Genomic DNA, 24526 nt, shown 5'->3' with positions numbered 1-24526 from the left:
TTAAAGTAAAACCATATCCTGCAATGTGGAGTCGAAGTATGAAACTGGTTCAACCATTCTTATTTTCTGCTTTGGCCTGTCTGCCCATCATCAGTTTTGCCACCGTCGGCGGCCAGCAACGGATTGAAGTGCTGGGCTATGACCAGAAAGATCAAAAAGTCTATCTGCTGCGCCATTATGAAGATGGCCGTGGCCGTTTGCCACAGCTGTATTATTACAACTTTAAATCGAAACAGCCGAATCAGCTGGTTCAGGTCAACTCTCTGTATATTAATCCCGAAACCAAAAAGATTGACTATGACCAGCCGCCTACCCGTTTTAATACCGAATTGGCCAAAATTAAAAACCGCCTAAAACCCTTAACCAAGCTTAGAACGCAACAGGCACAAATTAAGGTTTTACACAGTAGCAAACGTAGTGCCGACTGGATTAATGGTACGGAACCAGTGCCGCAGTGGCAGTATTGCTATCGGGTTGATGCGGGGAACTTCCGCAGTACCGTCCAACAAGCCACCAGTTACAAGCAAGGTTTGAACATTCACCAGGCCTATAACATTCCGCAGCAGTCCAAAATGCTAGTGACTGTAAAATATTTAGGCATTCCGTTTGAAATGGGCTATCCGATTGAAGATCCGGTTCTACTCAGCACTCCTCAATAACCGCAAAAATGGAGCGAAAAAAATATAGCAGCAAAAAAAATAAAGCCTCAGATGAGGCTTTATTCAAGTACACGGCAGATTAAGCCGCCGAAGTACGCTCTGCAATTGGCACCACTTTACGCAGTTCTGGACCGGTATAATCCGCACTTGGACGGATAATACGGTTATCTGCACGCTGTTCCATCACATGCGCCGCCCAACCGGTCACACGCGACATCACAAAGATTGGCGTGAACAGCTTGGTCGGAATACCCATAAAGTGATAGGCCGAAGCATGGAAGAAGTCTGCGTTACAGAACAGTTTTTTCTCGCGCCACATCACTTCTTCACAGCGGACCGATACTGGATAAAGTACGGTATCACCCACATCTTTGGCCAGACGCTCTGACCAGACTTTAATAATGCCATTACGCGGGTCATTGTCCTTATAAATAGCATGACCAAAGCCCATGATTTTCTCTTTACGCTCCAGCATGCCCAGCATTTCACGCTCAGCTTCTTCTGGAGAAGTCCAGTTTTCAATCATTTCCATAGCCGCTTCATTGGCACCGCCGTGCAGTGGACCACGCAGTGAACCAATCGCGCCGGTAATACATGAATGCATATCAGACAAGGTTGATGCACACACGCGCGCCGTAAAGGTGGATGCGTTAAACTCATGCTCTGCATACAGAATTAACGACACGTTCATCACCTGTTCATGCAACTCATTTGGTTTTTCACCACGTAACAGATGCAGGAATTGCGCGCCAATTGAATCATCATCGGTATTTTCATCAACACGTACGCCGTCATGGCTAAAACGGTACCAGTAACAGATAATGCCCGGTAAAGCGGCCAGAATACGGTCAGCAACATCTTGCTGCACATCAAACGACTGTTCGGTTTCCAGATTGCCAAGCATCGACACGCCAGTACGCATCACATCCATGGGATGTGAATCGGCCGGAATACGCTCCAGTACTTCTTTTAGTGCATCTGGTAACTGACGTAAAGATTTCAGCTTGGCTTTATAGCTGGTTAGTTGTTCGCTGGTAGGTAATTCACCAAAGAAGATCAGATAAGCGACTTCTTCAAACTGGCAGTTTTCCGCCAGATCCTGCACGTCATAACCACGATAGGTCAGACCCGCACCGCTTTTTCCAACCGTCGATAATGCGGTTTTCCCTGCGACTTGTCCGCGCAATCCAGCGCCAGTCAGTACTTTTCCTTCAGCCATTGTTTTAATTCTCCTGCTTGAACAGTTTATCTAATGTGTTTTCAAAGGTGTGGTAATCTAAAAATTCATATAATTCTTTGCGTTGCTGCATTTTATCCAGCACATGGGTTTGTGTGCCATGCTCACGAATCGACTGCATCACTTCCAGCGCTGCTTTTTGCATTGCACGTGTTGCCGACAATGGATATAACACCATACGCACGCCCTGCTCAGCTAGTTCATCAGTGGTGTAATACGGCGTATCACCAAATTCGGTAATATTCGCCAGTACCGGTACACCGACTGCATCACAAACAGTTTTGTACATGGTAATGTCGGTCATGGCTTCTGCAAAAATGGCATCTGCACCTGCCTCGACACAGGCACAGGCCCGGTCAATCACCGCCTGCAAACCTTCTTTTTGCAAGGCATCGGTACGCGCCATCACCACAAAGTTGGAATCAGTTTTGGCATCGACTGCCGCTTTAATACGATCCACCATTTCCTGCTGGGTCACAATTTCCTTGTTCGGGCGATGGCCACAGCGTTTTTGCGCCACCTGATCTTCAATATGCACCGCAGCAGCACCTGCTGCAATCATTTGCTTGATGGTACGGCCAATATTAAATGCACCGCCCCAGCCGGTATCAATATCTACCAGCACAGGTGTATCGACACGTTCTGTAATACGGCGTACATCTTCCAGGACATTATCGAGGCTGGTCATGCCCAAATCCGGCAAACCGTAGGAATAATTGGCGACACCTGCACCCGATACATAAATGGCTTTATAGCCGACCTGTTTTGCCATCATGGCTGCATAGGCATTGACTGTACCGATAATTTGTAAGGGCTTTTCCGTGTCCAGCGCCTGTCTGAATCTTAAGCCTGCAGATGTTTGTTCTGTCATCGTCCTTTCCACAGTAGTTTCTAATTATTGAGGCTTGAGTATACTCAGAATCTTTGCCTAAACCATGACCAATTAGAATAAAGTCCCTAAAACTTTAGTCAAATATTCAAGTAAATCTGTAAGAAAAAAGTCAATACATTTCCGTCTACGCTATTCCATGCCAAGCGGTCATATATTTGCTACAATTATATTTATTCCTTACCAATTGGCGGCCTGCTCCCTGATTATGCATGATTTGGCTCAGTTAGAACCCTTTAGCAAAGATGTCCCTCCGACCAAGCGTGGGCATGAACGCTGTCTGGCTTTATTATTGAGCGCCAATGACCTGTTTCTGGAACATGGCTACGATGCTGTCTCGCTGGATGATATCGTGCATCATGCCGGTGGTTCCAAGGCCTTTATCTATAAATATTTTGGCAATAAAGAAGGCCTGTTTACCGCCATTTGTGATTATCGTGCGGAAAAGTTCTTTAAAGACATTTGCTTACCCTTTGAATCTTTTGAGGGTGATTTACGGGCTTATTTAATTCATACACTAGATAATTTTAAAAGCCATTTAAGTGTGCCGGCCAATTCTGCCTTTTTAAGGTTAATTTTGGAGCGCACCCAGCACAATGTGGAACTGGCGCGTTATATCTATGAACAAGGCCCCAAGCATTTGCAAACTTCCATTGCACATGCGCTGGATCATGCCGCCGCCCAGGGTCTGATTCGCTGTGAGAATTCACTTTATTCAGCGCAGCTGTTCTTTGGCATTCTGCGTAATCTGGAATGGCGGATTTTAATGGGCTTGCCTGTTCAGGATGACCCGCAAACCACAGATGACTATATTCATTACTGTGTCGATCACTTTCTGCAAGGTCACCAAATCGTCTAGTTTTTTGCAATTTCGATTCAATATAGTATATTAGCCGATTCCCTATTTTATTTAACCAACCAACAACTAATTGTTGTTTTGATTTCAATTTCAGCAATTATTGTGGAGTAACGAATGGCTCTACGTCACTTTCTCACTTTACGCGACCTGTCGACTTTAGAACTTAACCAGATTTTGCAACGCGCAATTGAACTTAAACGCAAGCAGCATCAGCATGAAGTTTTCCAACCTTTTATTGGTAAAGTTTTGGGCATGATTTTTGAGAAGTCGAGTACCCGTACCCGTGTATCGTTTGAAGCTGGTATGAATCAGTTTGGTGGTAGCGCAATTTTCTTATCTCCACGCGACACCCAGTTAGGTCGTGGTGAGCCTATTGAAGATTCAGCACGCGTGATTTCAAGCATGCTGGATATTGTCATGATTCGCACCTTTGGACATGACATTGTGGAGCGTTTTGCTTCTTATTCCAAAGTGCCGGTGATTAATGCCTTAACTGACGATCATCATCCATGTCAATTACTGGCCGATATGCAAACCTTCCTTGAGCATCGCGGTCCAATCGAAGGCAAAACCGTGGCCTGGATTGGTGATGGCAACAACATGTGTAACTCGTATATTGAAGCGGCACACATGTGGGGCTTCAAGCTGAAAGTGGCCGCACCTAAAGGTTATGAGCCACAAGAAAAATTCCTGTCTGAATTTGCTCACTGTGTTGAACTGGTCGATTCTGCTGAAGATGCCGCAGTCAATGCCGATTTAATCGTGACCGACGTGTGGGCCAGCATGGGTCAAGAAGAAGAACAGAAAATCCGTGAACAGGCATTTGCCAACTATCAGGTTAATGAACGCCTCATGGATCTAGCGCATCCAGATTGTCTGTTCATGCACTGCCTGCCTGCACACCGCGGTGAAGAAATTTCAGAAAATATGCTGGATCATAAAAATTCTGTGGTTTGGGATGAAGCGGAAAACCGTCTACACGCACAAAAAGCCCTAATGGAATTCCTGATCAACGAGCATTTAAAATAATTGCTAACCGCATCAAGATAAAAAAGCACCGTTCATTCCCGGTGCTTTTTTCGTTTTGATCAAGTCATGAAATCCGGATTAATGATCATCTTTTAAATAGCGCGCTTCATGAGGAATTTGCAGACTATAGAAGAAACAGATCACCAGTATCACAATCACATAGATAAAGAAACTGTTTTCAATACCGGCTGATTTAAACTGTAAAGCCACTGAAGGGGCTGAGCCGCCAAATACTGCATTACCAACCGCATAAGAGAAACCAACACCGAGTGCACGCACATGCGGCGGGAACATTTCCGCTTTTACAATTCCACTGATCGAGGTATACAGACTTAACAGCATCATCAGGAAAATCAACAGCAAGGCCACCATCATGGGTGAATCACTAAAGGCACGCATCCCGATTGCCATAACAGGATAAATGGCAATCGCCATCAGACCACTAAACAGCAGCATCGAATTTCTGCGACCAATCCTGTCTGATAAAATCCCGAAGAATGGCTGCGCCACCATCAGAATAAAAATACAGCCCGTCATGATTAGCCCGACCGTCTGCGAATCAATGCCGATATTGGTCAGATAGGTTTTGGAATAAACCGTAATCACATAGAAACTAAGTGAACCCGCCGAGGTATAGCCCACCACCAGCAAGAAAGTTTTCCAGTGATTTTTAAACAGCTCTTTTAAGCTGCCCGACTCTTCTTTATCGCTGTCTTCATGTGACAACGTTTCTTCCAGACGGCTTCGTGCCAGCAGTGAGGCAATGGCAGCCAGACCACCAATCACAAACGGAATACGCCAGCCGCCATCCTGTAACTGCTGCTCGGTCATAAAACTCAGGAAAATTACACCCAGCAAGCTGGCCAGTAACTGTCCGCCGGTTAAAGTCACATATTAGAACGAGGCAAAAAAGCCGCGCTGACCTTTTAAACCCAGCTCACTCATATAGGTGGCAACCGCACCATATTCCCCGCCAACCGACAAGCCTTGTAACAAACGCACCAGCAACAGCAGGAACGGTGCCGCCATCCCGACCTGTTCATAAGTCGGCAATGCAGCAAACAGAAAGGAACTGAAGGCCATTAGGCAGATGGAAATCACCATGGACTTTTTACGGCCATGTTTATCGGCAATACGTCCAAACAGCCAGCTGCCAATCGGACGCATAAAGAAGCTTGCCGCAAATACCCCCCAGACATAAATGGCCTGGGTAGAACTATCCATGTTCGGTGCAGTCAGCGCTTGGGTAAAGTAAACCGCAAATACAGCATAGATATAGAAATCGAACCATTCGACGAGGTTGCCCGAGGCCGCCCCGATAATTCCCTTAATTCGACTGGCTTTTTCCTGTTTGGTTTAAGCTTGGCTCAAGGTTTATCTTCCTCATTTTTAATTTATTGAAATTTCTCATGTATAGGCGATAAGCTCTTGCCACATAAGGAGATATTTTTGCTTAGATACAGCATAAGCGCGTTGCCAATATAACTTTTAGTTGAAACTTCACACAAAAAATAAAATGTAATTTTTGATCAATTTTTTAGTTAAAAAGTCTTTAAACACAATAATTTACAGATAAATAGATTATATATTTCTTATATTTATAAAGATGAAGCCAGATCGGGTGGTTGCTTATCCGCCCTATTCATGTTGATATAAATGTCTAAAATACAGCTCATAATGTGTGACTCGAATGAACAATAAAATCTATTTGTCGACAGTTTTAGCCCTCGGACTCAGTGTCTTTTCATTCACCAGCCATGCCAGTGAACTGGACCAATATCTGCAACAAAAACAGATCATTGATACCGAGTACAAAATCAAGAATACGACCGGACTTAATGAAATTCTGAATATTATTAGTGTGGAAGATTCACGCACCCTGCCGTATCAGGTCGATCAGAATACGATTATTGAACAGATGCAGCTGTTTGCAGACCGGGTTGAAGTGAAAGGTTTGATTAGCAGCCCGGATTTTGAGCAGTTTGCTCAGGATGTCGGCCATAGCGAAGTGAAAAAAATCATGAAAAAGAATTTACTGCAGAATTGCGAGATGATTTTTGAGCATCAGTTCCAACGCGTCAATCCCTACCGGATTGAGCTGCAGTTAAGCTCGGCGCAGCAGCAGTATCAGTTACAGCTAAAAAATTCGGAATGTAAATTCTAAACCAACCCGATTAATCACTAACTGCGGTAGTAGATCCTGCCGCAGTAAATTCCCATTTTCAGCCCACAATGACAATAGAAAAAATTAACGCACCAGTCCTTGTGGCTGCAAAATAATAATCAGCGCGCCGCACATCACCACCAGACCACCCAGCAGATCCCAACGACTTAAACTGACTTGATCGACAAATTTCAGCCACATCAGCGCGGTAAAAATGTAAATTCCACCATAAGCGGCGTAAATTCGCCCTGATGCTGCCGGATGCAAGGTTAACAGCCAGACAAATACCGCTAGAGCCAATACCGTAGGCAACCAGAGCCAATGTGATTTCCCCTGATTCAAAATTAAATAAGGAAAGTAACAGCCCAAAATTTCCGCCACCGCCGTCACCAAGAACAGACAAACCGTGGTCAGAATTTTAGTGATAGAAAAATCCATAAAAACTCACAATACAAGTGACGCGCAGCTTTCCAATAGAAAGGTAAAAAGATAAACCTTAAGCAAACAAAAGCCCGTGCGTACACGGGCTTTCATATTCAAGTACAGGATTAAGCCGGTTCAGCGGTTTGATCTTCAAATACTTCAAGTTTCAAACCGGTGGCTTTACCGTTTTCTTTCTTGACAGATACGGCTACATTGCCGCCGTGTTCAGCCAGCTCACCAAACAGGATCATCTCTGCCAGTGGTTTCTTCAGGTGTTCCTGAATTAAGCGCTGCATTGGACGTGCACCCATTAAACGGTCATAGCCATGTTCAGCCATCCATTCACGTGCATCCTGATCTACTTCAAGAATAACTTTTTTCTCATCCAGCTGAGCTTGCAGTTCAGTCAGGAACTTGTCGACCACGCTTTCAATCACGCTGGTCGGCAAGGCTTTAAACTGAATCACGCTGTCCAGACGGTTACGGAATTCAGGCGAGAAGGCTTTTTTCATTGCTTCCTGGTTGTCATTGCTGTTGTCCTGTTCCATAAAGCCAATGCTGACACGAGAAATACTTTCTGCACCAATATTGGTGGTCAGTACCAGCACCACATTACGGAAGTCTGACTTACGCCCGTTATTATCGGTCAATGAGCCATGATCCATAATTTGCAGCAACAGGTTAAACACATCCGGATGGGCTTTTTCAATTTCATCGAGTAGCAGCACACAATGCGGATTTTTATGAATCGCATCGGTGAGCAAACCACCCTGATCAAAACCGACATAGCCCGGCGGCGCACCAATTAAACGGGACACCGCGTGGCGTTCCATGTACTCCGACATATCGAAGCGGACCAGCTCGACACCCAGCAATTTGGCCAGCTGCTTGGTGACTTCAGTTTTACCCACCCCGGTCGGGCCGGCAAATACAAAACTACCCACTGGTTTATCAGGCGATTTCAAACCGGCGCGTGACAGTTTGATGGCAGATGCTAACGCTTCAATCGCTTCATCCTGACCGAACACCACACGTTTCAGATCACGTTCCAGATGCTCAAGCACAGTCTTGTCATCTTTAGACACCGTTTTCGGTGGAATACGGGCAATTTTCGCCACAATATCTTCGATATTTTCCACGGTAATCAGACGATCTTCCTGCTCATCTTTCAGACGGCGCTGTGCACCGGCTTCATCAATCACGTCAATGGCCTTGTCTGGCAAGAAACGGTCATTAATGTATTTAGATGACAACTCAACCGCAGAAACCAGTGCTTTATCATCATATTGGACATGGTGGAAATCTTCAAATTTTGATTTCAGGCCACGTAAAATATCAATGGTTTCAGGAATTGATGGCTCATTGACATCAATTTTCTGGAAACGGCGTGACAAGGCATGGTCTTTTTCAAAGACCTGACGATATTCCTGGAACGTGGTCGAACCGATACAACGCAAAGTGCCATTGGCTAGCGCCGGTTTAATCAGGTTCGAGGCATCCATGGTGCTGCCCATGCTGGAACCGGCACCAATAATCATGTGGATTTCATCAATAAATAAAATCGCTTCCGGCTTTTTCTTTAACGCATTTAACAGCTGTTTCAGGCGTTTTTCAAAATCACCGCGGTATTTGGTTCCGGCCACCAAGGCACCAATATCCAGACTGTAAATTTCTGAATTGAGCAGTGGTTTTGGCGCTTTACCATTCACGATTAACCAGGCCAGACCTTCGGCAATTGAGGTTTTACCCACCCCCGGATCACCGACCAGCAGCGGGTTGTTTTTGCGACGGCGACATAAGATTTGCGCGGCGCGTTCAATTTCTTTTTCACGGCCAATCAGTGGGTCAGTTTTGCCCTTCACCGCTTCATTGTTGAGGTTGGTGGTATACAGCTCCAGCGGACCGCTATTGGCCGAAGTTGAGCTTTCCCCATCGAGTTCTTCAATTTCTTCTTCGGCTTGCGATTCTTCTTTACGCGTACCATGAGAAAGATACTGAGTTAAGGTTAAACGGTTAATTTGATGGCGTTTTAATAGATATACGGCAAAAGAATCCCGTTCCGAATACATCGCAACCAGAATATCTGCGCCTTCGACTGTGCGATCACCACCACTGGATTGCACATGGAAAATTGCTCGTTGCAAAATACGGTCAAAGCTTTCCGTTGGATGCGGTGCCTGATCGCTGTTTTCACCGAGTTTAGGGGTATGTTGTTCTACATATTCTTCAAGTTCTTTGCGCAGCACAATAATATCTGCCCCGCATGCTTTTAGCGCATTTACTGCAGAATCATTGTCGAGCAAAGCCAATAATAAATGTTCTACCGTCAGAAACTCATGTCTCTTTTGACGAGCCATGCTAACAGCCAAACGTAATGATACTTCTAATTGACGACTGAGCATGTAACCCCCTTAGTTTTTAGGCTCAATCTGACAAAGTAATGGATGACCTTGAGATCGAGCGTAATTATTGACTTGGTTTGCTTTGGTCTCTGCGATGTCTCGCGGATAAACCCCTGCAATACCTTTTCCTTCGTAATGTACAGTTAGCATTACTTGAGTCGCTTGGTCAAGATTCATTGCAAAGTATTGTTGTAAAATTTCAATTACAAAGTCCATTGGGGTATAGTCATCGTTCAATAAAACGACAGCGTATAGTGGTGGACGCTTTAATTCAGGCGGCGCCGTCTGTACTGCAATGTCTCCGTCCTCATGCTCATTCGGCTCATCCGTACTTAAACGCGGATTAAAATGCCAGTCCACCATGCCGGACTGCTGAAAAGACTGTTTGATTTCGTTTAAACAAATTGGTCGTTTGTTACTTCGCATAAGAGATTTATTTCACAGTTATTGCGCAGTGGCTTCTGCTTGCGGTATTTCAGAGATAAAGGCAGAAGGCGCTTCCGTGGCTTTTCCACGTGCCCAGCTGAATCGTTTGGTCACAGGGGTACTACCAGTTAAACGCACTTCAATAAATTGCGGACTAAAGCCTTTTGGCATGGTCCAGCGGCCGGTCAGGCGCTCATAATTATCAAAATTGAAATTATTGTCTTCCATGGGCACCACCAGCACCTCGGTGCCCTGAATCAGACGCAGTTCAACATTGCCTGAAGCACGGCGCTTATTCGGGCTGATCTGCACCAGATCGAGCTGATATTCATAGGCATTATCGGGTAAAGGTTTAATCCCAATGTTCTGGATGGTCAGACTTAAACCACCCCGATCACGCAGCACTTCACGGTATAAATTGCCCATGCCATCGGCCTGGATTTTATCATTACGTGCCTGATTCAGGGCCGCATACAGGTCATTGGCATTGCTGACCGCTACATCACGCTCCTGAACCGCTGCATTCAGGGTGTTATTCAGGCTTTCCAGACGAACTTTCTGTTCCTGTACGACTTCAACCAGCTGCTCTGCATCGGCATCATAACCGACCACAGTCAAACCCTGACGATGCCCCACCGAATAGCCCAAAAAGCCGCTGCCTAACATTAATACAGCTGCACCGAGTACGAGAGGTAAATTGCTTTGCATAAAAGGTTTTTTCGGTGGCGTCGGTTGTGACGTGGTATTGGTATCCGTATTCTGCATCGTCATCTCTTGTTTTGATTGCATTCAAACCACACATTTAAATCGAAATCTAAATGTGTGTGAAGTCAAAAAGCGTTTCTTATGGTAATAGACCAATCACCTCTAGGCCAGCCTGCTCTGCAAAGCCAAACATCAGGTTCATGTTTTGTACCGCCTGACCGGCTGCACCTTTCACCAGATTGTCCTGCGCCACCAGCACCACCAGTTTCTTCGGTTGCGGCTTGTACAGGGCAATACGCAGCTGGTTCGCGCCGCGTACTGAACGCGTTTCAGGTGAGCTGCCTGCTGGCATTACATCTACAAACTGCTCTTGCGCATAAAACTGTTCATATAGCGCCTGTACATCTGTCGCATCCCCTGCATCGGTCAGGTCAATATACATGGTGCTGAGCATGCCACGAATCATCGGCACTAAATGCGGCACAAACACAATGTGGTTAAACACATCTTTTTGACCAGAAATATTTTCCAATGCTTCCACAATTTCCGGATGATGACGGTGACCTGCCACCCCATAAGCCTTGAAGTTATCGGCATTTTCAGAGTAAATCATGCCCAGGCTGGCTTTACGGCCGGCGCCGGATACGCCCGATTTGGCATCAATAATAATACTTTCAGGTTTAATCAAGGTTTCAGCAGATTTTAATAATGGTGCCAAACCTAATTGCACGGTAGTTGGATAACAGCCCGGGTTGCCAATCACCTGTGCTGTTTTAATCTGCTCACGGTTCAGTTCAGATAAACCATAGACTGAATCTTTAAGAATCTCTGGGCAGGCATGTTCCATGCCGTACCATTTTTCGAATTGGGCCAAATCCTGTAAACGGAAATCTGCCGCCAGATCAATGACTTTGGTATTGGCCGCAACCAGATCGGCCGCGTGTTTCATGGCAACACCGTGCGGCGTGGCAAAGAACACCACATCACACTGTTTTAAATCTTCAATATTTAAATCTGAATAGCATAAATCGGTATGACCACGCAGACTTGGGAACATATCATCGACACGGCGACCAGCTTCAGTACGTGAGGTTAATACAGTGACCTGTACCTCTGGATGTCGTAGTAAAAGACGTAAAAGTTCAACGCCTGTATAACCTGTACCGCCGACAATACCTACTGAAATCACGTTCATACCTCAATCAAGTGTGCTATGTTCAATAAAGCAGTAGTATGACAGGAAGTTTGTGCTTTCTAAACCTTTTTACTCGGTATTGATGGTTTTTTGTCTTATGTATCTATTGGATCGATCAGAGTACTGATTTTTCAAGAAAATGAACGAGGAATGGGTGAGTTCAACAAGGATGACCCGGCACCCTCACCCCAACCACCAATACGGCAACTGAAAGCGTTTTAAAAAATGTCGATGCTGCTGAAACTCAGGATCATGCCGCGCCACCTCTGCCCAAAAGCGCGGGCTATGATCAAAATGGCGGGTATGCGCCAACTCATGCACACAGACATAACGACAAATCGCTTCTGGCATTAATACCAGCGCACTATTCAGCATAATATCGTGGCGGGCCGAGCAACTGCCCCAACGGGTTTTCGGCTGGCGGATATTGCAGCCGTTAAAGTTCAGCCCGGTATCCAGACTTAACTGTTCTAAATACAGCGGCAAATGCTGCTTGGCATAGGCAATAATAAAAGTTTTTAAATAAGCTTCAGAATGACGATCACTAATCCAAAGCCGTAAAGCAGATTCATCCCAGATAAAATTCTGTTTCTGGCTCTGATAACTAATCTGAATAGGCGTATTGAGATTAAACAGTTGTAATTCAGCAGGCAGGCTCTGATCAACCCGCTGCAACTGGGCCTGTTGCGCTTGCCAGGTTTTTAACAGCCAGCTTTCGGCATCGGCAATAAATTTCTGGATTTGACGATTGCTACAAAAAACAGGCGCCGTGACTTTAATCTGCTGACCATCGACACGTAAACGCAGTCGCGTCGCACGAACATTACGGGTGATTTGAATTTCAGGAAGGTCGGATAATGTCATTATTGTTCTTTTTAGAGAGTCCTCCCCGACCCTCCGTTAATCAAGGAGGGAGAAAAGCCCCTCTTTTTTAAAGAGGGGTTTGGGGAGATTAACTCTTAAAGCTGTTAAGTTTAAATTGCAGTACGCTCTTCGATACCGTTATTGGTTGCAACAATAGCAATATCAGCTTTGTTTAAAGCAAAAATACCGTTACACACCACACCCGGAATATCATTGATGGTTTTTTCCAGTTCCAGTGCATTTAAGATATTCAGGTTATAAACATCTAAAATCACATTGCCGTTATCGGTTACCACACCTTCACGGTACGCCGGATCACCCCCAAGTGCGACCAGCTTGCGTGCCACAGCAGAACGCGCCATTGGAATTACTTCAACCGGTAGCGGGAATTCACGGCCCAACTGTTCAACCCATTTTGAATCATCGACGATACAAACAAATTTTTTCGCAATCGACGCGACAATTTTTTCACGGGTTAACGCCGCACCGCCACCTTTAATCATGTGCATATGACGGTCAATTTCATCTGCGCCATCGACATAGGCATCTAAACCGCCCACGCTGTTCATATCCACGACTTCAATACCCAGCTTTTTCAGGCGCTCTGCCGTTGCTTCAGAACTGGCTACAGCCGCTTCCAATTGCAATTCAGGCAATAAATCGATGAGGAAATTGACGGTACTGCCTGTGCCTACACCCAGAATCCCGCCTTTAGGCAAATGTTTTAAGGCTGCTTTTGCCGCAGCTTGTTTCTTCTCATCTTGGGTTGCATACAGACTCATGACTTCGCTCAACTATTTTTTGACATTTGATGCTGATTTTACAGCCCAAATGTACAGGGGTTTGTTACAATAAACCCCTATTTTAAACTGTTAGATGGAAGATTAACATGCTGTCTCGTTTGGTTCGACAAATTTTACAAGCAACAGTCTACGATGTTGCAATCGAAACCCCACTCGAAGCAGCGCCACGAATTAGTGAACGACTGAATAACAACATCCGCTTCAAGCGGGAAGATTTACAACCGGTCTTTTCTTTCAAACTACGCGGTGCCTATAACCGTATTAGCCAACTACCTAAAGCGCAGTTAGAACGTGGCGTGATCACAGCTTCAGCCGGCAACCATGCTCAAGGCGTGGCTCTTTCAGGAAAAAAACTGGGGATTCGTGCCATTATCGTGATGCCTAAAACCACGCCAGATATTAAAGTACAGGCGGTAAAACGTTTAGGTGGCGAAGTAGTACTACACGGCGATTCGTTTGATGTGGCCAACAAATATGCCATTCAGCGTGCCCAGGATGATGGCATGACCTTCATTCCACCTTATGATGATGAACTGGTCATGGCCGGCCAAGGCACCATCGCCAATGAAATTTTACGTCAATGGCGCGATGTCGATTATGTCTTTGTTGCCGTAGGTGGCGGTGGCCTGATTGCCGGTGTAGCAGCGTACTTGGGTGATGTCGCTCCGCATGTCAAAGTCATTCCAGTGGAATATGATGAATCGGCCTGTCTGAAAGCAGCCTTAGAAGCCGGTGAGCGTATTGTTCTGCCTTCGGTTGGTCTGTTTGCCGATGGAACCGCCGTGGCACAGATTGGTGAAAAACCATTTGATGTGATTCGCCTGCAAAAATCAGACAACTCTGGCCCGATTGTCGAACCGGATGTGGTGCTGGTGAATACCGATGAAATCTGCGCTGCAATTAAAGATACTTTTGATGAAAACCGCAGCATTGTGGAACCATCAGGTGCTATGGCCTTGGCCGGCATCAAAAAATATGTCGAGCAGCATGAGCTGATTGGCAAAAATATCGTGTCAATTGTTTGCGGCGCAAACATGAACTTTGACCGCCTGCGTTATATCGCCGAGCGCACTGAACTCGGTGAGCGCAAAGAAGCGATTTTTGCGGTGACTATTCCAGAACAGAAAGGCTCTTTCCTGAACTTCTGCCGCGCCCTGCAAGGCCGTAATATTACCGAGTTTAACTATCGTGCCAGTGATGCATCGGCCGCACAGGTCTTTGTCGGCATTAGCTTAAAAGGCGGTGAAAAAGAACGTCATGACATCTTTGAGGCCTTGAAAGTGCAATATGATGTTGATGATCTGTCCGATGATGAAGTGGCCAAACTGCACATCCGCTATTTAATTGGCGGTCATGCCGATATTGAAAATGAACGTCTGTTCCGGGTGGAATTTCCGGAGCGTCCAGGCGCCCTGCTGACCTTCCTGGAGCGTTTAGGCCCGACCCATAACATCACCCTGTTCCATTACCGTAACCACGGCGCCGCCGAAGGCCGTGTGCTGGTGGGTCTGGAAGCCAGCGATGCCAAACAGAACCCGGACGGGCTGATTGAAACCCTGGAAAGCATTAGCTATCCATATGCGGAAATTAGCAATAACTTAGGTTATCAGCGCTTCCTGAAATAAAATCCAGTTTAAAAAACCGCCATTTGCTGGCGGTTTTTTATTGGTTTACACAAACACCCTAAGAAAAATGATGTAAATATCCACCTGATCTTTAAAATAAATTTATATTCACGCTAACCATAAAAATGTAATTAGGAACACACTATGGCGCAATTTGCAGTCATTGGCTTAGGCAGTTTTGGTGCCACCGTTGCCACGCAACTGGTCAGCCTGAAACATGATGTGATTGGCATCGATATTAATAAAAAATATGTGGAAAATATTGCCGAGGAAATTACCCACGCCGTGATTGCCGATGCTACCGACGAACACGTGTTACAGGAGCTGAATATTCAGAACTGTGATGCGGTGGTGGTGGCCATTGGTGAAGATATTGAAGCCAGTATTTTATGTGTGCTGCATCTGAAAAATATGGGGCTGGAAAAAATTTATGTCAAAGCCAAGTCCAAAGCCCACCACATGATTCTGACCCATCTGCAGGTCAGCAAAATTATTCATCCGGAAGAAGATATGGGTGTCCGCATTGCCCAGTCACTGAGTTATCCGATGGTCAGCCGCTATATGGCGCTGGAAGATGACCACTTTATTGTCAAAGTGGAAGTCACTGAAGCCTTAAACGGTACGCGCTATCATGAGTTTATCGGTCATGCGCCAGAAGTGAAAACCCTGCTGCATAAACGCGGCAGCGAGATTCAGTTCAGGCTCGATCCGCAGTTAATTATGCAGCAAGGCGATATTCTGGTGCTTGAAGGCCAGGTTGAACAGCTGAAACGCTTATCCAAGCATTTTAAATAGCCATGAACCACATGACGAAGAATAAGACTGCCTATAAAAATACGGCGAAGCCCAGCACAGCAACCACGGTCAATTTAAGCCCGCCGAGTCTGCTCGCACTGGGATTTTTAAGCTTTATTGTGATTGGGACCTTGCTACTTAAACTGCCCTTTGCCCATGAGGGGGACCTGAGCTGGTTACAGGCTTTATTTACTGCCACCTCTGCGGTGACCATTACCGGCTTGTCGGTGGTCAATGTCGGCGAGGCCTATACCGTATTTGGCCAGATTGTGATTATGCTGTTGCTGCAATGTGGCGGGCTGGGCTTTATGACTTTCGCAATTCTGGCCGCCATGAGCCTGTCACCGAAAATTGGCTTAAAACAGCAGATGATGGCCCAGGAAACCATTGGTCAGACCAGTCTGGCGACGGTGGGCTTTACCATTAAAGGCGTATTACTCTATTCACTGTTTTTTGAAGGCATCGGCACCTTTATTCTGACCTTGGCCTGGCTGCAGGATTTTGATTTTCTGGAAGCCTTTTTCTATGCCGCCTTTTACAGTGTCTCGGCTTTCAATAATGGCGGATTTTCATTATTTCCCAACAGTTTAATGAGCTTTGCCGACCAGTACCTGATTACCTTTACCATCAGCATGCTTTACATTATTGGCGGTGTGGGCTTTGTGGTGCTAATGGACATTAAAAAAACCCGGCACTGGCATAAACTCAGCGCCAACAGCAAGCTGATCCTCTCCACCATTCTGGGTTTAAACCTGTTTGCCTTTATCACCATCTGGTTACTCGAAGCCAGTAACCCTGCGACGCTGGCCGCCATGAGCCTGACCGATCAGGCCTGGAATGCCTGGTTCCATGCTACCGTACCCCGTTCTTCCGGCTTTAACAGTCTGGATATTGCCAGCATGAGTGATGCTTCCAATTTACTGACCATGTTCCTAATGTTTATTGGCGGAGGCTCTTTAAGTACCGCCGGTGGCATTAAAGTCGGCACCTTTATTATTGTGGTGTTAAGCGTGATCAGCTTTTTAAGACGCGCCGATGAAGTGCGGGTGTTTCATTATTCAGTGCCAGAAAAAACCACCTTTAAAGCCTTGGCTGTGGTGTCGATTACTGCATTTTTAGTCTTTGCCGGGATTTTCAGCCTGTTGCTGCTGGAACCTGAACATGAGTTTATGGACTTGTTGTTTGAGGCGGTTTCTGCGGCCTGTACCGTAGGTTTATCTCGCGGGATTACCGGGGAATTACAACCCTTAAGTCTGGTGGCCTTAATGCTGCTGATGTTTGCCGGCCGTTTAGGCCCACTGACCTTAGCCTATTTAATTGCCACGCCTAAACGCAGCCGCCTGCAACATCCCACCACCGATATTCAGATTGGTTGATGCGCGAGTTCCGTTATCAACTGAAATTAAAAAAGCCACTGTCTACAGTGGCTTTTTGCGGGTGCATGAATTTAGAACCAGTTCATTAACGATACACCTAGCCCGACATAGGTCGCGCGGTGGTTATAATCAATCAGGCTTTCTCCATAGCCATCAAACAGCTGGAAATGCCCTCTTAATTTGCCGCTAATCGGGAATACCCAGTCAAACTGGGCGGCGCCATGCGCATCATCACCGCCTTTTAGGCTATGCCGTAACATCAGCGAGAAATCATGATCTTTCCAGCGGTAGAATGCCAGCATATCGCCACGGCCAATATAGTTTTTAATGTCCGGGTTGTTGTCATCACTGCGGTCTTCTTCAATGCGATACCACGGACGCAACATCAGCGCAAAATTATTCTTTTCAAAACCCAGATTCAAAATGACCCGGTTCCAGCTACGTGACAGCGGATCGGAACGGCCATTGGACTGATGGTTCAAGGTCAGGCCTAACAAGCGCCCATTCAAGCCCAGAATCTCATAATTGGTTCTGAACATTAAACTGGCTTCAGGTTCATAATTGGTTTCACGAAATGGGCGTGATTCTTCACCATTATAAACCTGCCAGCGTGAGGACTGGGTATAACCGAGCCAGAGATCGCCATTATCGCCCAGCAGGTTTTCAACCGCTTTGGTTTTTAGTGACAACTGGAATTTGGCCTCGGTTGATGTCAGGTTCTGCTGCTGCGCTTCAGTAACGGTATTGTTTTCATTGGGACTGGATGGACGTTCGTTTTTATCGGAGGTCCAGAAGCCCGGCATCAGATACACCGGTTGATAGGCCCGAATATTCCAGGTGCCCAGCTTGCTTTCAGGTGCCAGTTCCCAGCGTTTATCCAGTAACGACACATTCGGATCAATATGTGAGCCTTCCAGCGAAAACAGGTTGTTCACCCCGGCCACAATTTTTTCTTTAACGGTTTCTGGTGGAGGGGCCAATTGCTGCGCCGCCTGACGCTCGGAAACCAGATCGGCCTTTTCTGCTTCCGGCAACTTGAATAAAGCATCATAACAGGCTAAACGCTCGGCATTAGACTCCAGCGCCACACAGGCCTCCGGTGTCGACGGAATGGTGACCACCGTTGCTTCCAGCGCCTGTACATGTGTCACAAACAAAGCGCTGAGTGCAGTAACACTCAGCGACCAGCTTGTGCGCTCAACAGGATTGAACGCCATAGAACTTCCTCTATTGTTTTTTTAATTGACTTGTTTGATCTGGAAACCCAGCTCCTGCAGCGCTTCACGTTTCGCCACCGGTGCTACCACCGATTTCACCGGGGTTTGCTGACGCAAATAAACGTCGGCCACACGTTTCAGATCATCTAAAGTAACCGCCAGTAAACGCTCACGCAGTTTGGTTCTAAAGGCCGGGGTGCGCGCATGCAATAAGGCATAACATGCGGTAATTGCTTCACCGGCTGGAGAGCCTGGTTTATCCATACTGGCAATCAGCCCCAAAATAGCTTCTTCCAGCTGATGCGGTAACTGCTCGGCATTCAGCAACCAGTCCACACTGGCCTCAAAATCCTTAAAGGTTTCAGCCAGACGCGGATCACGGTAGCTATAGAAACGGAACGAGCAGGCATTACCATCATAGCTGGCACCGCCACCATAGGCGCCGCCTTTTTCACGGATGGCACTGTGCAGGAAGCCATTGCGTAAATACGCCGCCAAGACCATCAATGGTGCTGCATCTGGATGCGATACTTCCACCGCAGGATACGCTGCCGCACAGAACTGTACATTGGCCTGAATCAGCCAGGCTTCATCTGCATTGTTATTTTCAACAGGCACTTGAGTTAAAGCTGCCTCGTGCGGTTCAATTGCCAGCTTGTCCCACACGGTCTGGATTTCTTCAATCAAACGGTCTGATTGTGGCTCTTCACAGACCAGCAGGAACTGTTTTGGCGCTTGCAGCAACATACTGTGAATCAGCTTAAGCTCATCCATCAGCGCATCAAAAGCAGCATCATCCTGTTCAATTTTGCTGACCAGCTCGCTTAACCAGTTCAATGCACCCAGACCAGTATTGTGATAGTCACGCAGCGCTAAAGCACTGTGGTTACGTGAAGCGGCCTGCATGGCATAGCTATGTCCTGCACCCGATACCCGGGACTGCCAGCGCGTTTTACGTTGCTGTAATAGCTCGATAATCCGGTCTTTTTCATCAAAACGCAGTTGCTCAAAGGCAATTTTTAGCAGGCGGATGGCATCAAAATTATTCACCAGTGATTTGGTGGTTAAAGTCAGCCAGGCACTAATCCGGTTTTTGTCATCGACCTTAGAGCGTAAGGATGCCCCCATACCCAGACCGCCACTCACTGCAGTTTGCAGCTGTTGCAGTTCCAGATAATCATATTCACCGGCACCGACTTCACCCATTAAAATCGACAGCAGATTAAAATAAGGCGATTTCACGATCTCATCGGGAATACGCACCAAGACCTGCTGGTAATAAATACCGTTGGTACCGGCATGATACAGGTTTAATGGTGTATCAATGCGGTTGCAGATAATCTCACGTAGCTGCCCCTGTACAATTTGCAATTCTGCCGGCACATCTTCGAGGCCGACTTTTGGCAGCAGGTTTAAATCATCCGGGGTATCCTGACGCACTTTTAGCGCTTCGGTCTGGGCGATAATTTCTGCTTTTTGTGCTTCGGTCAGCTGCGCACCAATTTCAGCCAGACGGGCTTTTTCAGCTTCGGCATCTTTGGCTGATTTGCTGGCATCTGGGACCAGGGTTATTTGGACGCGATGCGGATTATCAATCAAGTGCTGCTGAATCAACTGAGACAGCCACATTGGATCTTTCAGTTCTTCTTTAACCTGTTCAATGGCACTGTCAACATCCCAGACATGCACCGGATCACTATGGTGAATCGCGCTGCTCAAGCCGTTTAGAATCAGGCTTAAACCGTATGGCATACCATCGCCGTTAATTTCACGCTGATGCAGCTCGATCTGGTGTAAAATGGCATTGACGGTATCGCTGTCGACCGGTTTAGACGCCACTTCTTGCAGTACCTTGAAGACGCCCTCTTTAAAGGTTGCTGCATGCTCAGGATTAGAACCTTGAATGGCACAGAAGAAAGTCATTTCAAAGTTGGAATCATCCACGCCCATAAATGGCCCGGTTGATTGCGCATAACCACAGGTTTCTAAATAATGACGCAGTGGTGAAGCCGAGTTTTCCAGTAACACACCTTCGACCAGACGCATGCCCAAACGCAGTTTAATATCACTGGCTTCTGGCAATAACCAGCTTAGAACATGGTAAGTTTTGTCTTTTAAATCTTCAGCATCGACCGCATAGCTTTCAGTTACGGTCACTGGCGCAGCCAAACGGCGCTCAGGTTTTGAATACAGGGTTTCGCCCTGTTCAAACTTGGCTAAAGCCAAGCTCTGGAACTGTTCTTGCAAGTCATACGCTGACTGATTACCAAAAGTCATAAATACCGCATTACTTGGGTGATAATGGGATTTATAGAAATCCACTAACTCTTGGTAAGTTAAGTCTGGAATATCTTTCGGGTCACCACCGGAATTGTAATGGTAGGTGGTTTCCGGGAACAAATGATGTGCCAACTGGTGATACAGCTGATCTGAAGGCGAACTCATCGCGCCTTTCATTTCATTAAAGACCACGCCTTTATATACAGGCTCACCATTTTCCAGCTCGATACGAATCCCTTCCTGGGCAAAATCCAGTGGATTCAGGTTGGCTGCAAAGGCTGCATCCAGATACACCTCCAGCAGGTTCTGGAAATCTTTCTGGTTTTGGGTGGCAAATGGATAGGCCGTCCAGTCGGCTGCGGTAAAGGCGTTCATAAAGGTGTTTAATGAACGGCGAATCATCAGGAAAAACGGGTCGCGTACCGGGAATTTTTCAGAGCCACACAGTGCAGTATGTTCCAGAATATGCGCTTCGCCCTTGGAATCCATGGGCTGGGTACGAAATGCCACCAGAAATACATTTTCATCATGATTGGTGGCCAAATGATAATGCACCGCACCGGTAACCCGATGCTTATATTCAGACACTAAAATGTCTAAGGCTTCAACATGGTGTTGACGTACCAACTGAAACGCAGGATGAACGGTTTGAGAAATGGTTTCAGTGACATCTACAGTCATGCGATCTCCTAATCATCAAAATAAAAAAACTAAAGCCATTATAGCTTTAGTTCTTGATATAATTCACGCTTAAATCCCGACTAAAATTATAGAAATTTGCAAACCAGGCAATTTTCAAACCCCAGTCCGAAGCTCATGCTGCCGTTTAAACCAGATATTTAAAATAATTATAATTGGGATGGTTTTCGACATAGACATAATTCTGCTTCTGGTAAAAATGCGCCGCAGATTTGGTTTCGGTATCCAGACACAAGGCCGAAAAATGAGGACGTGCCTTTTTCTCTAAGTATTGCAATAACAGCTTGCCTACGCCGTGTTTACGATATTCAGGCAATACATAGAAACGGCGCACCCGGCCAATTCCCTGTTCCACTTCCTGATCATTCCACTGCTGGTTCAGGCCGCCACAGGCGATCAGCTTGTCCTGATCATAAGCAAAAAGTAAAAACTCCCCAGGCTGATCGAAACGATTCTTGGCACTCTGATACTCATCAATTAAACGCTGTACAAAAGCAAAACCCTCTTTTGATGCCTGTTTTTCAAGCTCTACAATTTGCTCTGGTAATCCTTGCGCTTCTTTTATCTCGATATTCATTTCACTATCCTGATCTGCTTTACTAACTTTCCTCAATGAATAAAACCGTCTAAAAAATGAATTTTATTCACAAATCTACAGCAATCCTGAGCATTGGTGTAAACTTAGCATTTATTTTTTGATGTGATTGAACGACATGGCAACTGTTGACCTCTTTGCAATTGGTAATGCACTCATTGACCAGGAATTTCAAGTCTCTGATGACTTCCTTACTCAACAAAATTTGCAAAAAGGCACCATGCAGCTGACCGATGGCGAAACCCAAGCAAATTTATACAACAACTTACAGCAAACGCAAAGCTATAAAGGTCAAGCTTCAGGCGGTTCGGCTGCAAATACAACAGTTGCCTTTAGCGCATTGGGCGGTTCTGCCTTTTATGCCTGCCGCGTGGGCAATGATAACTTGGGTGAAATTTACCTGAACGGCCTGAATGATGCGGGCATTCGCACCACCGCAAAATCGGTCAGTGAAGGCGTAACCGGAACCTGTATGGTATTAGTCAGCCCGGATTCTGAACGTACCATGCATACCTATTTAGGTATTACCGCAGAACTCACCGATGCGCAAATTGACTTTGAACCCTTAAAAACCGCGAAATGGCTGTATATCGAAGGTTATTTATCGACTTCAGACAGCGCCCGTCAGGCGGTAAAACAGGCACGTGAAATTGCCAAAGCTCACCAGACCCAAATTGCCTTAACCTTATCTGACCCGGCGATGGTGCAATATGCGCGTCAAGGTTTAGATGAGTTGCTCGATGATGGCGTGGACCTGCTGTTCTGTAACCAGCAGGAAGCCATGATGTATACCGGCACCGAAACGGCAGAAGCCGCTTTGGAACAGCTGAAGGAAAAAAGCAAATACGTTGTCATTACAATGAGCGCACAAGGCGCAATGATTTTTGATGGTCAACATACCTTTAGCGTTGCAGGCCGTCAGGTGCATGCCATTGATGCCAATGGTGCGGGTGATGCTTTTGCCGGTGCGTTCCTGTATGCCTTAAATGCCAACCTTGGCTTTAAAGCCGCTGCCGAGCTGGCCATTTTAATTTCCAGTGAAGTGGTGTCACAATTTGGTCCACGTCTAGAGGTTGAACAGTACGCAACCCTTCTTCAGAGCTATAACAAGGAATGTGCCTAATGCATAAAATCTGCATGACCGAAGATATCCCTGAACGTGAAGCACGCTCGTTCGAGCTTCCAGATGGCGATACCATTTTTATTACCCAACGTGATGGCATGTTCTATGCCTATCAGAACCTGTGCCCGCATTTGCAGGTCGAGCTTGAATTTCTGGAAAACCAGTTTTTAGACCGGGATCAGGAATTTATTGAATGTTCGACTCATGGTGCGCTGTTTGTAGTGGAAACCGGGGAATGTATTTCTGGCCCATGCCAAGGTCAAGCACTTGAAAAAGTAGAGATTACCGTGCATTCTGATGGCGGAATTTACTTAACAGAATAATTTTAAGCCCCCATCTGCAGGTTACGCCATGCTTGAGTTTGTATTAGACATCGACTTAATTCCTTTTCATTTAAGTCTGATTGCACTTGTCTTGCTCAGCCTGGCGGAAATTGTGGGGCATTATTTTAATCTCAAGCCCAGCGCGATATTCAAGCAACTGTTTCCGCAGCGGCTGCTAGACTCTCCCTTACTCAATGTCAAATTCTCCAAACTGCTAATTTTCGTGTTTCTGCTCCTGAATTTTAGTGTTGCAGGCTATTTCCTGCAGTTTGCGCTCTATTCGCAGCAGCAAAGTTTTGTTCCATCGTACTATCTGATTTTACCGGCGCTTATCATTGCCCTGTTTTTTACCGTGTTTATGATTCACTGTCTGGATCAGGTGATTAAACCGCAAAAAACCATTCAGCATGTCAATTTGCTGGGCCGACTGGCCACCATTTCCAGTGGCAATGCCCGTCCCGGTTTTTCGGCTCAGGCCCGGGTTCGAGATGAATACGGCCAGCTGCATTACGTGCAGGTCGAACCGGAATTTGGTGAATTGGAATTTCAGGCACAAGTCATTTTAATCCGGCAAAAAAAATCCTATTACATTGCCAAGAAAATTTCCGCTTCGAACAATCTGTTCTATGGTGAAACTAGCAGCTGATTTAAGCTCGCTCATCTTTCAGCCACGAGTCAGATACACATCCTTACTTTGTCCAAGGTAAAGCTACAACGCCATGTATCTCGCAGCTTTCCCTTCTTCCTTGCCGTGTACGTTCGTTCTTTCCGTTTAAGCTGCTCGATTCACTTTCTCTTGGCCTCAAGATCAGCTGTTCTGCACATTATGACCATCGCT

22 protein-coding genes and 1 pseudogene are annotated in these 24526 nt (G+C 46.1%); 10 read left to right on the top strand and 13 right to left on the bottom strand.

All coding sequences use genetic code 11. The features are described from left to right. Window positions 1–38: 38 nt before the first annotated feature. Window positions 39–659: an aminotransferase gene (locus ACVLR6_RS06955; RefSeq protein ID WP_455996115.1), complete on the top strand. Its 621-nt coding sequence runs from the start codon at window positions 39–41 to the stop codon at window positions 657–659. A 79-nt stretch (window positions 660–738) separates the two neighbouring features. Here ACVLR6_RS06955 and prpC read toward each other — a convergent pair whose 3' ends face one another. Together prpC and prpB are read right to left on the bottom strand one after the other, a co-directional pair. Then, complete coding sequence (gene prpC / locus ACVLR6_RS06950; protein WP_104513285.1) at window positions 739–1878, bottom strand: bifunctional 2-methylcitrate synthase/citrate synthase; 1140 nt, start codon at window positions 1876–1878, stop codon at window positions 739–741. A gap of 4 nt (window positions 1879–1882) precedes the next feature. Continuing rightward, window positions 1883–2767: a methylisocitrate lyase gene (prpB, locus tag ACVLR6_RS06945; protein ID WP_005177735.1), complete on the bottom strand. Its 885-nt coding sequence runs from the start codon at window positions 2765–2767 to the stop codon at window positions 1883–1885. A 226-nt stretch (window positions 2768–2993) separates the two neighbouring features. On the opposite strand from prpB, the gene ACVLR6_RS06940 reads away from it, so the two are divergent. Together ACVLR6_RS06940 and argF are read left to right on the top strand one after the other, a co-directional pair. Then, window positions 2994–3644 carry a TetR/AcrR family transcriptional regulator gene (locus ACVLR6_RS06940; RefSeq protein ID WP_075167741.1) on the top strand — a complete coding sequence of 217 codons (651 nt, stop codon included), beginning with the start codon at window positions 2994–2996 and terminating at the stop codon, window positions 3642–3644. A gap of 114 nt (window positions 3645–3758) precedes the next feature. Further along, the gene (gene argF, locus ACVLR6_RS06935) at window positions 3759–4673 is read left to right on the top strand and encodes an ornithine carbamoyltransferase (RefSeq protein WP_005177730.1); all 915 of its coding nucleotides are present in this window, start codon (window positions 3759–3761) and stop codon (window positions 4671–4673) included. Window positions 4674–4751: 78 nt separating this feature from the next. Here the strand turns inward: argF and ACVLR6_RS06930 are convergent. After that, window positions 4752–6005: pseudogene (locus ACVLR6_RS06930) on the bottom strand (MFS transporter). A gap of 358 nt (window positions 6006–6363) precedes the next feature. Between ACVLR6_RS06930 and ACVLR6_RS06925 the strand changes: the two are divergent. Next, window positions 6364–6837, top strand: coding sequence for a hypothetical protein (locus ACVLR6_RS06925; protein WP_160243223.1), 474 nt, complete (start codon window positions 6364–6366; stop codon window positions 6835–6837). An 84-nt stretch (window positions 6838–6921) separates the two neighbouring features. Here the strand turns inward: ACVLR6_RS06925 and ACVLR6_RS06920 are convergent, their stop codons facing one another. From ACVLR6_RS06920 to rpiA, 7 genes are all read right to left on the bottom strand, one after another. After that, on the bottom strand, window positions 6922–7275 hold the full coding sequence (locus ACVLR6_RS06920; protein WP_005177718.1) for a YnfA family protein: 354 nt from the start codon (window positions 7273–7275) through the stop codon (window positions 6922–6924). A gap of 110 nt (window positions 7276–7385) precedes the next feature. Next, window positions 7386–9662 carry an ATP-dependent Clp protease ATP-binding subunit ClpA gene (clpA, locus tag ACVLR6_RS06915; protein ID WP_005177712.1) on the bottom strand — a complete coding sequence of 759 codons (2277 nt, stop codon included), beginning with the start codon at window positions 9660–9662 and terminating at the stop codon, window positions 7386–7388. 9 nt (window positions 9663–9671) lie between these two features. Further along, window positions 9672–10088 carry an ATP-dependent Clp protease adapter ClpS gene (gene clpS, locus ACVLR6_RS06910; RefSeq protein ID WP_035363010.1) on the bottom strand — a complete coding sequence of 139 codons (417 nt, stop codon included), beginning with the start codon at window positions 10086–10088 and terminating at the stop codon, window positions 9672–9674. A gap of 18 nt (window positions 10089–10106) precedes the next feature. Beyond that, complete coding sequence (locus tag ACVLR6_RS06905; RefSeq protein ID WP_286423120.1) at window positions 10107–10853, bottom strand: DUF6776 family protein; 747 nt, start codon at window positions 10851–10853, stop codon at window positions 10107–10109. 79 nt (window positions 10854–10932) lie between these two features. After that, a complete protein-coding gene (gene argC / locus ACVLR6_RS06900; RefSeq protein WP_171261361.1) occupies window positions 10933–11988 on the bottom strand; it encodes an N-acetyl-gamma-glutamyl-phosphate reductase in 1056 nt (351 codons plus the stop codon). A 183-nt stretch (window positions 11989–12171) separates the two neighbouring features. After that, entirely contained in the window at window positions 12172–12852 is a 681-nt protein-coding gene (locus tag ACVLR6_RS06895; RefSeq protein WP_455996112.1) for a M48 family metallopeptidase, read from the bottom strand. 110 nt (window positions 12853–12962) lie between these two features. Then, window positions 12963–13634 (bottom strand): ribose-5-phosphate isomerase RpiA, encoded by a 672-nt coding sequence (rpiA, locus tag ACVLR6_RS06890; RefSeq protein WP_005177689.1) that lies wholly within the window; start codon window positions 13632–13634, stop codon window positions 12963–12965. 107 nt (window positions 13635–13741) lie between these two features. Here rpiA and ilvA point away from each other — a divergent pair, with 107 nt between their 5' ends. From ilvA to ACVLR6_RS06875, 3 genes are all read left to right on the top strand, one after another. After that, window positions 13742–15280 (top strand): threonine ammonia-lyase, biosynthetic, encoded by a 1539-nt coding sequence (gene ilvA / locus ACVLR6_RS06885; RefSeq protein ID WP_005177685.1) that lies wholly within the window; start codon window positions 13742–13744, stop codon window positions 15278–15280. A gap of 144 nt (window positions 15281–15424) precedes the next feature. Continuing rightward, the gene (locus ACVLR6_RS06880) at window positions 15425–16075 is read left to right on the top strand and encodes a potassium channel family protein (protein ID WP_455996110.1); all 651 of its coding nucleotides are present in this window, start codon (window positions 15425–15427) and stop codon (window positions 16073–16075) included. A gap of 11 nt (window positions 16076–16086) precedes the next feature. Beyond that, the gene (locus ACVLR6_RS06875; protein ID WP_455996108.1) at window positions 16087–17451 is read left to right on the top strand and encodes a TrkH family potassium uptake protein; all 1365 of its coding nucleotides are present in this window, start codon (window positions 16087–16089) and stop codon (window positions 17449–17451) included. Between the two features lie 71 nt (window positions 17452–17522). Here ACVLR6_RS06875 and ACVLR6_RS06870 read toward each other — a convergent pair whose 3' ends face one another. The 3 genes from ACVLR6_RS06870 to ACVLR6_RS06860 all read right to left on the bottom strand — a co-directional run bounded on the left by ACVLR6_RS06870 (window position 17523) and on the right by ACVLR6_RS06860 (window position 22224). After that, window positions 17523–18668, bottom strand: coding sequence for a phospholipase A (locus tag ACVLR6_RS06870; RefSeq protein WP_411688690.1), 1146 nt, complete (start codon window positions 18666–18668; stop codon window positions 17523–17525). A 21-nt stretch (window positions 18669–18689) separates the two neighbouring features. Continuing rightward, a complete protein-coding gene (locus ACVLR6_RS06865) occupies window positions 18690–21629 on the bottom strand; it encodes an insulinase family protein (RefSeq protein WP_411684103.1) in 2940 nt (979 codons plus the stop codon). Window positions 21630–21774: 145 nt separating this feature from the next. Continuing rightward, window positions 21775–22224 (bottom strand): GNAT family N-acetyltransferase, encoded by a 450-nt coding sequence (locus ACVLR6_RS06860; protein ID WP_005177673.1) that lies wholly within the window; start codon window positions 22222–22224, stop codon window positions 21775–21777. A 136-nt stretch (window positions 22225–22360) separates the two neighbouring features. Between ACVLR6_RS06860 and ACVLR6_RS06855 the strand changes: the two genes are divergently transcribed. The 3 genes from ACVLR6_RS06855 to ACVLR6_RS06845 are packed head-to-tail and all read left to right on the top strand — an operon-like array spanning window position 22361 to window position 24334. Next, window positions 22361–23365 carry an adenosine kinase gene (locus tag ACVLR6_RS06855; RefSeq protein ID WP_168398607.1) on the top strand — a complete coding sequence of 335 codons (1005 nt, stop codon included), beginning with the start codon at window positions 22361–22363 and terminating at the stop codon, window positions 23363–23365. A 14-nt stretch (window positions 23366–23379) separates the two neighbouring features. After that, window positions 23380–23688, top strand: a complete 309-nt coding sequence (locus ACVLR6_RS06850) for a Rieske (2Fe-2S) protein (RefSeq protein ID WP_171065079.1) — start codon at window positions 23380–23382, stop codon at window positions 23686–23688. A 28-nt stretch (window positions 23689–23716) separates the two neighbouring features. Continuing rightward, a complete protein-coding gene (locus ACVLR6_RS06845) occupies window positions 23717–24334 on the top strand; it encodes an OB-fold-containig protein (protein WP_016658183.1) in 618 nt (205 codons plus the stop codon). Window positions 24335–24526 lie beyond the last annotated feature (192 nt).

The organism is Acinetobacter sp. T63, assembly GCF_053852345.1.
The sequence above is the reverse complement of the archived record's forward strand: the minus strand, read 5'-3'. Positions and strand labels throughout refer to the sequence as shown.